Raw genomic sequence first — 12,312 nt, 5'->3', positions numbered from 1 at the left:
ACGTCAGAGGTTATGGATTCCCGCCTCCGCGGGAATGACGGAAGGTAGGATTTGAGGACTCCTGCCGTCCCTTCGATCGAGGACAGCGACGCCCCCTCTTCCTCGCCGCGCCTCCGCGGTCACCCGATCTTCTTTCTACGTCGCGTCTTCTCGTCTTCGCGCGAACGACGAAGCCAATGGGTCACTCCCCCTCCCGCCAATCGAACGTCAGCGGCGCCTCGCGAAACGCGAACCGGTCGAGGTGGCTTGCCACCACCTCGCGCATACGGCCCATGTCCTCGCCCTCGGGCACGGTCAGCACCAGATCCAGGCTCTCGCTGTCCGCCTGCATCGCCAGCACCGATCCGTTGGGAAAGGTGATCGTCCCCTCTTCCTCGGTGAAGACCACCGTCATCTTGTGGCTCCAGTGCTTGGCAAGCTGCTGGAGATAGCGGCTTGCCGAATGCGTCGGCACGCGAACGACGGAGATGTGGGACGCGCCGCTCACTTCAGCCGCTCGATCTTGCGCACGACCTCGTCAATCAGCTCGGCCACATCATGCCCCGCCTCTTCTGACAGGTCGCCCGCCTCCAGCCGGTTCTGCAGCACCGTGCGCAGGTTGCGCATCGCCCGCCGGATCGGCGCGCGATCGGCCCGCGCGCGATGCTCGCCGACGTCGGTCAGCCGCGCGATCAGCGCCGCGACCAGCTCCGCATTCTCGGCGAGGTGCGCGGCACCCGCCTCGGTGATCGCATAGCGCTTGCGCGTCGTCTCCGACGCCTGCTCGGCGATCAATTCCATGTCGGCGAGCATCGTCAGCGCCGGATAGACCATGCCCGGCGACGGCGCATAGGCGCCCCCGGTCAACTCCTCGACCGCCTTGATCAACTCATAGCCGTGGCGCGGTTCGTCCGCGATCAGCTTCAGCAGCACCAGCCGCAATTCGCTGCCATCGAACATCCGGCGGCTCCGCCCGCCGCCGCCACGCCCTTCGCCGAACACCTCGGCAAAACGCTGGTCGAGCTTCTCGCCCCACTGCTCCCAGCCCCCGCGCGGTCCGAAACCGTGATCGCGTGCGTGGCGATATCCCCGCCCATGGCGGTGTTCATGTCCATGACCAAACATCATGCGTCCTTTGTGTATTTCGATGCACTCAAGATATATCACAGAAGCTGGATCGCAAGCCCGATCAAGATATATTTTTAGCGGGTGCGGCGGTTCCGGTAGATCGACATTCGCGAAGGCCCGAAGTCCTCCCCCGCCAGGGGGAGGTGGCATGCCGCAGGCATGACGGAGGGGGAGGTAAGGGTAGCGCTTGGTTATAGGAGACGCTCCCGTCCGCCCCCTCCGTCACCGCCTTCGGCGGCGCCACCTCCCCCTTGCGGGGGAGGACTTACAATTGCGTCGAAAATTGTTTGGTCCAAGCCCGTGTTGGAGCACAGTTGGCGTAACGGATCGGAAGGGCGGAACCCCCGGCAGCTGTCCTACACTGCGCGCACCATATTACGCCTGCAACATGCCCCGCGCTCTCGCACGTCGCGATCCAATGCCACCAGAATGGAAACGATCGACCTCGGTCGTCTCGCGAAAGTGTTCACGTTATCCATGCCGCGCAAAACGGCGGACCGCCCCCCCGACCGCGATGGGGGTGACGCCCCACTCCCCACGCCTTATCTGACCGTCATGGCAGACCTGCTCACCGGCCTCGAACCGGAGCCGACCCCCACCCCACCGGCCGCCGACGCCCCGCTCGCCGATCGCCTGCGCCCGCAGACGCTGGCCGAGGTCGTCGGCCAGGAGCATCTCACCGGTCCCGAAGGCGCCATCGGCCGCATGGTCGCCGCCGGCCGCCTGTCGTCGATGATCCTCTGGGGGCCGCCCGGCACCGGCAAGACGACGATCGCGCGCCTGCTTGCCGACGCGGTGGGCCTGCGCTTCCTCGCCATCTCCGCGGTCTTCTCGGGCGTCGCCGACCTCAAGAAGGCGTTCGCCGAGGCGCGGGACCATGCCCGCCTAGGCAAGCGCACATTGTTGTTCGTAGACGAAATCCACCGCTTCAACCGAGCGCAGCAGGACGGCTTCCTGCCCTATGTCGAGGACGGCACGGTGACGCTCGTCGGCGCGACCACCGAAAACCCCTCGTTCGAACTCAACGCCGCCGTGCTCAGTCGGGCGCAGGTGCTGATCCTCCACCGCCTCGGGCCCGAAGCGCTCGGCAAGCTCCTGACCCGCGCCGAGGAACTGGAGGATCGCCCCCTCCCCCTCACGCCCGATGCCCGCGCCGCGATGATCGCGCAGGCCGATGGCGACGGCCGCTTCCTGCTCAACCAGGCCGAAACCTTGTTCTCGGTCGACCTGCCCGAACCGCTTGATCCGGCCGGCCTCTCCGCCTTCCTCCAGCGCCGCGTGCCCGTGTACGACAAGGATCGCGAGGGGCATTACAACCTCATCAGCGCGCTCCACAAATCGATCCGCGGCTCCGACCCGCAGGCCGCGCTCTACTATCTCGCCCGCATGCTGACCGCGGGCGAGGAACCGCTCTACGTCCTGCGCCGCCTGACACGCGCCGCGGTCGAGGATATCGGCCTCGCCGACCCGCAGGCGCTGGTCCAGTGCATCGCGGCGAAGGACACATACGATTTCCTCGGCAGCCCCGAAGGCGAACTCGCCATCGCCCAGGCGTGCCTCTACCTCGCCACCGCCCCCAAATCGAACGCCGCCTACAAGGCGCAAAAGGCCGCATGGCGCTCGGCGAAGGAAACCGGCAGCCTGATGCCCCCTGCCAACATCCTCAACGCCCCCACCAAGCTGATGAAGCAGATCGGCTATGGCGCGAACTACGCCTACGACCATGATGCCGAGGACGGCTTTTCCGGCGCCAATTATTGGCCCGACGGACTCCCGCCGCAGACGTTCTACGAACCCACCGGCCGCGGCTTCGAAGCACGCCTGCAGGAACGCCTCGCGCACTGGAACGGCCTGCGTGCGAAACGGCGGTGACGCACGCCCTCTGGACTATGGCGCGCGCCTGTCGCATGGGGCGTGCCGCGCCGGGTTAGCTCAGCTGGTAGAGCAGCGGTTTTGTAAACCGAAGGTCGCGGGTTCGATCCCTGCACTCGGCACCATCAAACTGGTCACGAAGAGAAGGGACCGGTATTTGGCGAACACAAGCGAAAGATCGCCGCAAAATCAGTGGCACGCGCTCGTTTTGTGCTGTCTTTGCGGCCTGATCGTTTTCAGCGCGCTGCTCGGCTATTTGGCCGCATCGCGGTATGCTACGCCGGCTCCATCAGCTGGAAACCCGATCGATTCCGCGCTCCACCAAACCTGCCAAGTGACCAAGTCCCGCATACCGGGGGAAATCTGCGCCCAATGGATAGCCGCGCATGCTGCCAATCAATCGGAGCGCTGGGCGTTGGGGTCGTTGATCGTCGCGCCAATCGGCATGATCGGCACATTGTTCTATGCTCGAAAGACCGCGCGTATTGCTGCCGATGCCACCATCGATACCGAGCGGGCGCTATCCCTCGCGAAGCGCAACGCCGAGTCGGCGGAGCGTCAGGTCGCAATCACCGCCGAACAAACGCTGCGACAGCTGCGAGCGTATGTTGGAATTAAGGCCGCCATGTACCACATCGCGCCGCACACCCACGACGGCGGTGCGTCCTATGGGGCTTCCATCGATTTTAGGAACTTCGGTTCGACCCCGGCGATTGATTTTCGCTCGAACATCCTGATTAATGTCCTGCCCTATCCGATTACCAACTGCCCGGCGGTCGGACAAATGGAGGGATTGACCAAAATCCTTCATCCCACGATGAAGACATCATCTACGATTTCTCTATCAATAACACCTACCGCCTGGAGCAACATACGCGCCGGCACACATTGTTTTTTTCTGACGGTTGCCGTCGAATACGTCGACCACGCCGGTAATACCCGTACCGAGCTGACGCGCTTCGTAACGTCTGCCGATGGTCCCAGAGGCCTGCCGTTAAATGCCGCCACTCCGCTCACTTTCCACTCCGGCGAGGTGGACATCTCCTGGTAATTGGTTTGCATCACGGGGGCGGACAGCTATCGGCACAAACTCGGTCGCCCGGCGTTACGCCTCCGCAATGGTTTCTCGTCCCCTGAAGGTCGCCAGCTATAATATCCACAAGGGGATCGGCCTCGACCGCCGGCGCAACCCCGAACGCGTGCTGGAGGTGCTGCGCGAGGTGGATGCCGACGTCATTGCCCTGCAAGAGGCCGACCGCCGTTTCGGCACCCGCGAATCGGTGCTGCCGCTCCACCTGCTTGACGACCACAGCGACTGGAAGCCCGTGCCCTTCGGCATGCGCGCGCTGTCGATGGGCTGGCATGGCAACGTCATCCTCGTCCGCAAGAGCGCCGAGATCGTCCACCACACCCCCATCCATCTGCCCGCGCTCGAACCCCGCGGCGCAGTGATGGCCGACATTGCCACGGCGGCCGGCGTGTTCCGCATCGTCGGCATGCACCTCGACCTGTCCGGGCTGTGGCGCCGGCGGCAGGCCGCTGCGATCTGCGCGCATGTCGACGGATGCAGCGAGCGGCGTCCGACCGTGCTGATGGGCGACCTCAACGAATGGACCGCCGCCGCCGGGTGCCTGCGCGACTTCGGCCGCGATTATCGCATGGCGGCGACCGGCCCCAGCTTCCATTCGCGCCGGCCGGTCGGGCGGCTCGACCGGATCATGGTGTCGCGCGACCTGACCGTCACCGACTGCGGCGTCCACGCCAGCGCCGCGGCGCGCAAGACGTCGGACCATCTGCCCATTTGGGCGACGCTGGCCGTGGCACCCTGATGCGGGAAAAGGAGCTCCGCCTCGCGCTCGTCTGCTACGGCGGCATCAGCCTCGCGGTCTATATGCACGGGATCACCAAGGAGGTGTGGCGCATGGTCCGCGCCAGCCGTGCCGCGCATGCGGGTGAGCCGCCAGCCGACGGCACGCAGGGTGTCTATCGGGCACTGCTCGAGGAGATGGAGGCGCTCGCCGGCATCCGTTTCCGCGTCCTCGCGGACATCATCGCCGGGGCGTCTGCGGGCGGCATCAACGGCATCTTCCTCGCGCAGGCGATTACGACCGGCCAGAGCCTGGAACCGCTGACCGACCTTTGGCTCACCTCGGCGGACGTCGAGGCGCTGATCGATCCCGAGGCCGCGCCGGCCAGCCGCTTTTCGAAGATGTGGGCGCTGCCGCTCGCCTGGGTCGCCGCCGGGCGCAGCGCCGATTCGGTCGCCGCGCTCGATGACGCCACGCGCGACGAGGTGCGCACCAAGCTGTCGCATTTCGTCCGCTCGCGCTGGTTCGAACCGCCGTTCGGCGGCGCTACCTTCACTGGCCTGCTGCTCGACGCCTTCGATGCCATGGCGCGCAGCGAAGCCGGCCCGCGCCTGCTGCCCGACAGCCAGCCGCTCGACCTGTTCGTCACCTGCACCGACTTCACGGGCCATCCCGAGCGACTGAAGCTCAACTCCCCGCCCGAGGTGCTCGAAACCGAACATCGCATCGTGCTGGGCTTTTCGGATCACGGCGCCACCGGCACGATCGGCGCGATCCCCGAACTCGCCTTCGCCGCGCGGGCGACCTCGAGCTTTCCCGGCGCCTTCCCGCCCTTCACCGTCGGCGAGCTGGACGGCGTGCTCGCCGAGCGGGACGTGGCATGGCCGGGTCGCGAGGACTTCCTGCGCCGATCGCTGCCGCGCCAATATGCCGCGCGGCAGGTCGACAAGGCCGTGCTGATCGACGGATCCGTCCTCGCCAACGCGCCCTTTCGCCCCGCGATCGACGCGCTGAAGGAACGCCCCGCCCGCCGCGAGATCGACCGCCGCTTCGTCTACATAGACCCCTCGCCCGGCATCAAGATCCGCCTCGGCACGCCCGGCGAAGCGCCCGGCTTCTTTCAGACCATCCTCGGCGCGCTGAGCGATCTGCCCCGCCAGCAGCCGATCCGCGACAATCTCGACGCCATCGCCGCCCGCTCGCAGCGGATCGACCGGATGCGCGGCATCGTCACCGCCCTGCGCCCGGCAGTGGACGAAGAGATCGAGGCGCTGTTCGGCCACACCCTGTTCCTCGACCGACCGACGCCCGCGCGCCTCGTCGCCTGGCGCCGCCGCGCGCAGACCGCCGCCGCCACGCGCGCCGGCTACAGCTACGCCGCTTATGGCCATCTGAAGCTGAGCGACGTCGTCGCGACGATCACCGCGCTGCTCTACCGCGTCGGCGGCGAATTGGGGCAGCAGCGCTGGCAACGCATCCGCTCGGCGATCGAGGCGGCGATCGCCGAACGCGGCTTCGGCGGCGCGGCGCCCAGCTTCTCGGGTAAGGAAAGCGCCGCGACGATCGATTTCCTGCGCACCTTCGACATCGGTTTCCGCATCCGGCGCCTGCGGCTGATGGCGCGCCGGCTTGGTGAGATCGATGGCGAGGCGGAGGATGCCAGCGGCACGGCTGCGATGCGCGAAGCGATCTATGCCTCGCTGGCGACCTATCTCGATCGGCAGCGCGCCGACGACCACCTGCACCTGGGCATGCTGGTCCGCCAGATGCGCGGTCAGGACGCCGCACCGTTGCTCGATGCGCTGGCCCAGGTGCTCGACCTGACCGCGCTCGATGCCGCCACCGACGAACGGCTGGCCGAGGCACTGGCGACGGTCGACAAGACCACCCGCCGCTCACTGCTGCTCACCTATTTGGGCTTCCCCTATTTCGACACCGCGACGCTGCCGCTGCTTCAGGGCGAGGGGCTCGACGAATTCGATCCGATCAAGGTCGATCGCATCGCCCCCGACGATGCCGTCGCGATCCGCTCCGGCGGCGCGGAGGCGACGCTGAAGGGCATTCAGTTCAACAGCTTCGGCGCCTTCTTCAGCCGCGCCTATCGGGAAAACGACTATCTGTGGGGTCGCCTGCACGGCGCCGAACGGATGATCGACATCTGCGTGTCGACGCTGCCCGCCACCGTCCGGATGAAGGCCGGCCGCGTCGCCGCGATCAAGCGCGCCGCCTTCCGCGCGATCCTCGACGAAGAGGAACCGCGGCTCACCGCCATCCCCGCCTTGTTCGCCAGCCTGCGTGTCGAAATCGGATAGGCTGGCCTTCCTCGGCCTCTGCGGCTACCCTCCCGCGCACCTCAGGAGTGTTGCATGCAGTTCCTTAAGATCCTGTTCTGGTTCCTGCTCGCGTTCGTCGCGGCGCTGTTCACCTATGGCAATTGGACGCGCGTCCAGATCAATCTGTGGAGCGGCCTGATCGCCGACGTGAACCTGCCGCTGCTGCTGCTGGTGACGTTCCTGATCGGTTTCGTACCGACCTACCTGTACCTCGGCACGGTCCGCTGGCGGCTGCGCCAGCGCCTGACAACGTGCGAACGCATGCTGGCCGACGCCCGTGCGCTGCCGGTCGCTACACCCGTCACAACGCCGGCCATCGTCGAAGAGCCCGTCGCATGAGCCCGATCTACGTCGCGATCGACACCCCCGATCTCGCCCGCGCCAAGGCGATAGCCACACGCACCCGCACCCATGTCGGTGGCATCAAGCTCGGCCTCGAATTCTTCTGCGCCCATGGGCAGCACGGCGTACACGAGATGGCGAAGCTCGGCTTACCGATCTTCCTCGACCTGAAGCTGCACGACATCCCCAATACCGTCGCCAAGGCGATCCAGGCTTTGGGGCCGCTCGAACCCGCGATCCTCACCGTCCACGCCAGCGGCGGCCGCGCGATGCTGGAGGATGCGAAGGCCGCCGCCCCGCTCAATACGAAGGTGGTCGCGGTCACGATGCTGACCAGCCTCGACGCCGACGATCTCACCGCCACCGGCATCACGGGCAGCGCGCACGATCAGGTGCTGCGCCTCACCGATCTCGCACACGAAGCCGGCATCGACGGCATCGTCTGTTCGGGCGAAGAGGTGCGCGCGGCCAAAACGGCCTGGCCCAAGGGCTTCTTCGTCGTCCCCGGCGTCCGCCCCGCCAACGGCAGCGCCGGCGACCAGAAGCGCGTCGTCACCCCCCGCGCCGCGCTCGACGCCGGTGCTTCGATCCTCGTCATCGGCCGCCCGATCACCCAGGCGGAAGACCCCGACGCCGCCGCCCGCGCGATCGGCGCGACGCTGTAGTCGTGGCGCTGGTTCGTCCTTTCCTCCCTGCAAAGGACTTTGCGCAGTCGCGCGCCTTCTACGAAGCGATCGGCTTCATCCTCGTCTACGCCGACGCCGACCTTGCAATCTACGATTACGAGGGAGCGGGCATCCTGCTCCAGAATTACTATGTCGAGGATTGGGCGGGCAATTCCATGCTCCAGCTGTTTGTCCGTGATCTCGACGACTGGTGGCAACGCACCGCGACCTTGGCAGAGCGCTTTGGCGTCCGGCCCCCCGCTGCGCCTGAGATGAAGCCATGGGGCCTGCGCGTCGGCATGTTGGTCGATCCCGCAGGTGTGCTGTGGCACGTATGTGAAGACGTGCCAGCATCCAACTAGCCAGCCGCTGCGACAGTGCTGCGCCCGTCCAGGCCAACGAGAATGCGATAGGTTGCCACCGCGCGCGCGACCGGAGACGTGTACGAAACCACCCCTTCCGCGCCGCACACATCGCAGTATAGCGACCCCATGCCCGTCTTGACCAAAATCTGCGGCCTGACGACGGCCGACACGCTGGGCGCCGCCCTCGCAGGCGGTGCGAGCCACGTCGGCTTCGTCTTCTTCGCGGCCTCGCCCCGCAACCTCGCCTTCGATCGAGCCGCCGGCTTGGCCGCGCAGGTCCCCTCCCCCGTGTCCCGCGTCGGCGTGTTCGTAGATCCCGACGACGCGCTGCTCGACGCCGCGATCAACGCCGGCCGGCTCGACGCCCTGCAACTCCACAAGACCGCCCCCGCCCGCGTCGCTGCGATCCGCGCGCGCATCGGTCGCGAGACCTGGGCGGCGGTCGCCGTAAAGACCCGCACCGACCTCGACGCCGCGCGCGACTTCGCCGGCGCCGCCGACCGCATCCTGTACGATGCCAAGACGCCGGACGGCGCCGCGCTGCCAGGCGGCATGGGCCTGCGCTTCGACTGGAGCCTGCTCGACGGCGTCCGTCCCCCCTTGCCCTGGGCGCTCTCCGGCGGTCTCGATCCTGCCAACGTGGCCGAGGCGATCCGTCGCACCGGAGCACCGCTGGTCGACGTGTCCTCCGGCGTCGAGAGCGCACCGGGGGTCAAGGATGTGGACAAGATCGCAGCCTTCCTTAAAGCGGCGCAGCTATGAACGCCCCCAACTCCTTCCGCGCGCAGCCCGACGATCGCGGTCACTTCGGGCAGTTCGGCGGCCGCTACGTCGCCGAAACGCTGATGCCGCTGATCCTCGACCTGGAGCGCGAATATCGCGCCGCCAAGGCGGACCCGGCCTTCGCCGCGCAGTTCGACGATCTGATGACGCATTACGTCGGTCGTCCCAGCCCGATGTATCATGCCGAGCGCCTCAGCGACGCGCTGCGGGACGGCGCCGAGCCCAGCATGGGCGCGCAGGTCTGGTTCAAGCGCGACGAGCTGAACCACACCGGCGCGCACAAGATCAACAATTGCATCGGCCAGATCCTGCTCGCGATCCGCATGGGCAAGACGCGGATCATCGCCGAAACCGGCGCCGGCCAGCATGGCGTCGCCACCGCGGCGGTCTGCGCGCGCTTCGGCCTGCCCTGCGTCATCTACATGGGCGCGAAGGACGTCGAGCGGCAGCAGCCCAACGTCTTCCGCATGAAGCTGCTCGGCGCCGAAGTCCGCCCCGTCACCAGCGGTGCGCAGACGCTGTCCGATGCGATGAACGAGGGCCTGCGCGACTGGGTCGCGAACGTCCACGACACCTTCTACATCATCGGCACCGCCGCCGGCCCGCACCCCTACCCGGAGCTGGTGCGCGACTTCCAGAGCATCATCGGCCGTGAAGCGCGCGCGCAATTGCTCGAACGCACGGGCAAGCTCCCCGACCTGCTCGTCGCCGCGATCGGCGGCGGGTCGAACGCGATCGGCCTGTTCCACCCCTTCCTCGACGATCCCGATGTCGGCATGCTCGGCGTCGAGGCGGCGGGCCATGGCCTCGAAGGCAGCGAACATGCCGCCAGCCTGGCGGGCGGTTTCCCCGGCGTGCTCCACGGCAACAAGACCTATCTGTTGCAGGACGAGGACGGCCAGATCGCCGAGGGCCATTCGATCTCCGCCGGCCTCGACTATCCGGGCATCGGTCCCGAACATGCGTGGCTGCGCGACATCGGCCGCGTCGAATATACCAATGCGACCGACGTCGAGGCGCTCGACGCCTTCCAGCTGCTCTGCCGGACCGAGGGCATCATCCCCGCACTCGAACCCGCCCACGCCATCGCCGCCGTCGCGAAGCGCGCGAAGACCATGCGCAGCGACCAGATCATCCTCGCGAACCTGTGCGGCCGCGGCGACAAGGACATCTTCACCGTCGCCAATGCGCTGGGGGTGGCGATATGACCCTCGACTGGCGACAAGGGCTGACCAGCATCGTCGTGGCGGCGGCCGTGGCGGGCGTGGTGAGCCTCGTCCTGCGCGGCTATGATGGCAACACGCATCTGGTGTCTGCGCTGGCCATCGGCCTCGGCATCGGCGCCTCGCGGCTGGTACAGGGAGGAAAGCGCCCATGAGCCGCCTGTCAGACGCCTTCGCCAAAGACCATCCCGCGCTCGTGACCTTCGTCACCGCCGGCGATCCCACGCCTGACGCCACCGGCGCAATCCTCGACGCGCTCGTCGCGGGCGGTGCGGACGTGATCGAACTGGGCATGCCCTTCACCGATCCGATGGCGGACGGCCCCGCGATCCAGGCCGCCAATATCCGCAGCCTGGCTGCGGGCACGCGCACCGCCGACATCGTGTCGATCGCGACCGCTTTCCGCGCGCGCCATCCCGACGTGCCGCTGGTGCTGATGGGCTATGCCAACCCGATGCTCCGTCGTGGCGCCGACTGGTTCGCCGAGGCTGCGGCACAGGCGGGCGTCGATGGCGTGATCTGCGTGGATATTCCCCCCGAGGAAGACGACGCGCTCGGGCCTGCCTTGCGTTCGAAGGGCATCGACCCGATCCGCCTCGCAACGCCGACCACGGACGCCGCGCGTCTGCCGCAGGTGCTGGATGGCGCCAGCGGCTTCCTCTATTACGTCTCCGTCGCCGGCATCACCGGCCTGCAACAGGCGGCACAAGGCTCGATCGACCACGCCGTCGCGCGGCTGAAGGCGGCGACCGACCTGCCGATCGCGGTCGGCTTCGGCGTCCGCACGCCTGCGCAGGCCGCGGCGATCGGCGCCGTCGCCGATGGCGTCGTCGTCGGCTCCGCGATCGTCGAGATCGTGGCGCAGCACGGCGCCGATGCGCCCGACGCCGTCCGCACCTATGTTCAATCGCTGAGCGAGGCACTGGCCTCTGCGCGAAAGGTAAATCGATGAGCTGGATTACCAGCGTCCGCAACGCCCTCCCCTTCGGCACCAAGCGCGAAACGTCGGAAGAAAACCTCTGGCACAAGTGCAAGGGCTGCGGGCAGATGATCTTCACCCGCGAACTGGAGGAGAACCTGTACGTCTGCCCGAAGTGCGATCACCATGAGCGCATCGGGCCGAAGGAGCGGTTCAAGCAGATCCTCGACGAAGGCAGCTGCAGCGAACTGCCCGCGCCGCGCGTGCCGGAAGATCCGCTCAAGTTCCGTGATTCGAAGCGCTACACCGATCGCCTGAAGGCGGCACGCACGTCCGCGCAGGAACAGGATGCGCTCATCAACGCGCGCGGTACGATCCTGGGCAACCGCGTCGTCATGGGCGTGCAGGACTTCGGCTTCATGGGCGGGTCGATGGGCCTCGCGGTCGGCGAAGCCTTCGTCCGCGGCGTCGAGGCGGCGATCGCCGACAAGGCCCCCTACGTCATCTTCACCGCTGCCGGCGGCGCGCGCATGCAGGAAGGCATCCTCAGCCTGATGCAGATGCCGCGCAGCACCGTCGCGATCCAGATGCTGCACGACGCCGGCCTGCCCTATATCGTTGTGCTGACCGATCCGACGACCGGCGGCGTGACCGCCAGCTATGCGATGCTGGGTGACGTGCAGATTTCCGAACCCAACGCGCTCATCGGTTTCGCCGGCCAGCGCGTGATCGAGAATACGATCCGCGAAAAGCTGCCCGAAGGATTCCAGCGCGCCGAATATCTGCTGGATCACGGCATGCTCGACATGGTCGTTCACCGGAAGAATCTGCGCGACCAGCTCGCGACGGTGATCGGCTATCTGACGGCCGCCCGCGCCGCCTGACGCCAACCAGC

The 12,312-nt window shown here is 67.2% G+C and carries 14 protein-coding genes and 1 tRNA gene; 13 read left to right on the top strand and 2 right to left on the bottom strand.

Features of this window, described 5'->3' with window-relative positions; all coding sequences use genetic code 11:
• Positions 1-181 precede the first annotated feature (181 nt).
• Both GGR47_RS13610 and GGR47_RS13605 read right to left on the bottom strand, forming a co-directional pair.
• The gene (locus GGR47_RS13610; protein WP_147036519.1) at positions 182-487 is read right to left on the bottom strand and encodes a DUF2218 domain-containing protein; all 306 of its coding nucleotides are present in this window, start codon (positions 485-487) and stop codon (positions 182-184) included.
• Complete coding sequence (locus GGR47_RS13605; protein ID WP_147036525.1) at positions 484-1,104, bottom strand: PadR family transcriptional regulator; 621 nt, start codon at positions 1,102-1,104, stop codon at positions 484-486. Before GGR47_RS13605 ends, GGR47_RS13610 begins: the two co-directional genes overlap by 4 nt.
• A gap of 558 nt (positions 1,105-1,662) precedes the next feature.
• Here GGR47_RS13605 and GGR47_RS13600 point away from each other — a divergent pair.
• The 13 genes from GGR47_RS13600 to accD all read left to right on the top strand — a co-directional run bounded on the left by GGR47_RS13600 (position 1,663) and on the right by accD (position 12,301).
• On the top strand, positions 1,663-2,979 hold the full coding sequence (locus GGR47_RS13600; RefSeq protein ID WP_147036518.1) for a replication-associated recombination protein A: 1,317 nt from the start codon (positions 1,663-1,665) through the stop codon (positions 2,977-2,979).
• Positions 2,980-3,028: 49 nt separating this feature from the next.
• Positions 3,029-3,104 (top strand) — tRNA-Thr (locus GGR47_RS13595).
• A 32-nt stretch (positions 3,105-3,136) separates the two neighbouring features.
• On the top strand, positions 3,137-4,030 hold the full coding sequence (locus GGR47_RS13590) for a hypothetical protein (protein WP_147036517.1): 894 nt from the start codon (positions 3,137-3,139) through the stop codon (positions 4,028-4,030).
• A gap of 67 nt (positions 4,031-4,097) precedes the next feature.
• A complete protein-coding gene (locus GGR47_RS13585) occupies positions 4,098-4,808 on the top strand; it encodes an endonuclease/exonuclease/phosphatase family protein (RefSeq protein ID WP_147036516.1) in 711 nt (236 codons plus the stop codon).
• Positions 4,808-7,099, top strand: a complete 2,292-nt coding sequence (locus GGR47_RS13580) for a patatin-like protein (protein WP_147036515.1) — start codon at positions 4,808-4,810, stop codon at positions 7,097-7,099. The genes GGR47_RS13585 and GGR47_RS13580 overlap by 1 nt, the downstream gene beginning before the upstream one ends.
• A 54-nt stretch (positions 7,100-7,153) precedes the next feature.
• Entirely contained in the window at positions 7,154-7,459 is a 306-nt protein-coding gene (locus GGR47_RS13575; protein WP_147036514.1) for a lipopolysaccharide assembly protein LapA domain-containing protein, read from the top strand.
• Positions 7,456-8,127 (top strand): orotidine-5'-phosphate decarboxylase, encoded by a 672-nt coding sequence (pyrF, locus tag GGR47_RS13570; protein ID WP_147036513.1) that lies wholly within the window; start codon positions 7,456-7,458, stop codon positions 8,125-8,127. The genes GGR47_RS13575 and pyrF overlap by 4 nt, the downstream gene beginning before the upstream one ends.
• Positions 8,128-8,129: 2 nt before the next feature.
• Positions 8,130-8,489, top strand: a complete 360-nt coding sequence (locus GGR47_RS13565; RefSeq protein ID WP_147036512.1) for a VOC family protein — start codon at positions 8,130-8,132, stop codon at positions 8,487-8,489.
• A 129-nt stretch (positions 8,490-8,618) separates the two neighbouring features.
• The gene (locus GGR47_RS13560; protein ID WP_147036511.1) at positions 8,619-9,254 is read left to right on the top strand and encodes a phosphoribosylanthranilate isomerase; all 636 of its coding nucleotides are present in this window, start codon (positions 8,619-8,621) and stop codon (positions 9,252-9,254) included.
• A complete protein-coding gene (gene trpB, locus GGR47_RS13555) occupies positions 9,251-10,483 on the top strand; it encodes a tryptophan synthase subunit beta (RefSeq protein ID WP_147036510.1) in 1,233 nt (410 codons plus the stop codon). The genes GGR47_RS13560 and trpB overlap by 4 nt, the downstream gene beginning before the upstream one ends.
• Positions 10,480-10,653 carry a hypothetical protein gene (locus GGR47_RS13550; protein ID WP_167509752.1) on the top strand — a complete coding sequence of 58 codons (174 nt, stop codon included), beginning with the start codon at positions 10,480-10,482 and terminating at the stop codon, positions 10,651-10,653. Before trpB ends, GGR47_RS13550 begins: the two co-directional genes overlap by 4 nt.
• A complete protein-coding gene (gene trpA / locus GGR47_RS13545; RefSeq protein WP_147036509.1) occupies positions 10,650-11,450 on the top strand; it encodes a tryptophan synthase subunit alpha in 801 nt (266 codons plus the stop codon). Before GGR47_RS13550 ends, trpA begins: the two co-directional genes overlap by 4 nt.
• Positions 11,447-12,301, top strand: coding sequence for an acetyl-CoA carboxylase, carboxyltransferase subunit beta (gene accD, locus GGR47_RS13540; RefSeq protein ID WP_147036508.1), 855 nt, complete (start codon positions 11,447-11,449; stop codon positions 12,299-12,301). The genes trpA and accD overlap by 4 nt, the downstream gene beginning before the upstream one ends.
• The last annotated feature ends 11 nt before the right edge of the window (positions 12,302-12,312 follow it).

The organism is Sphingomonas aquatilis (genome assembly GCF_014196115.1).
GTDB lineage: Bacteria > Pseudomonadota > Alphaproteobacteria > Sphingomonadales > Sphingomonadaceae > Sphingomonas > Sphingomonas aquatilis.
This window is presented reverse-complemented; position numbering and strand designations above follow the sequence as displayed.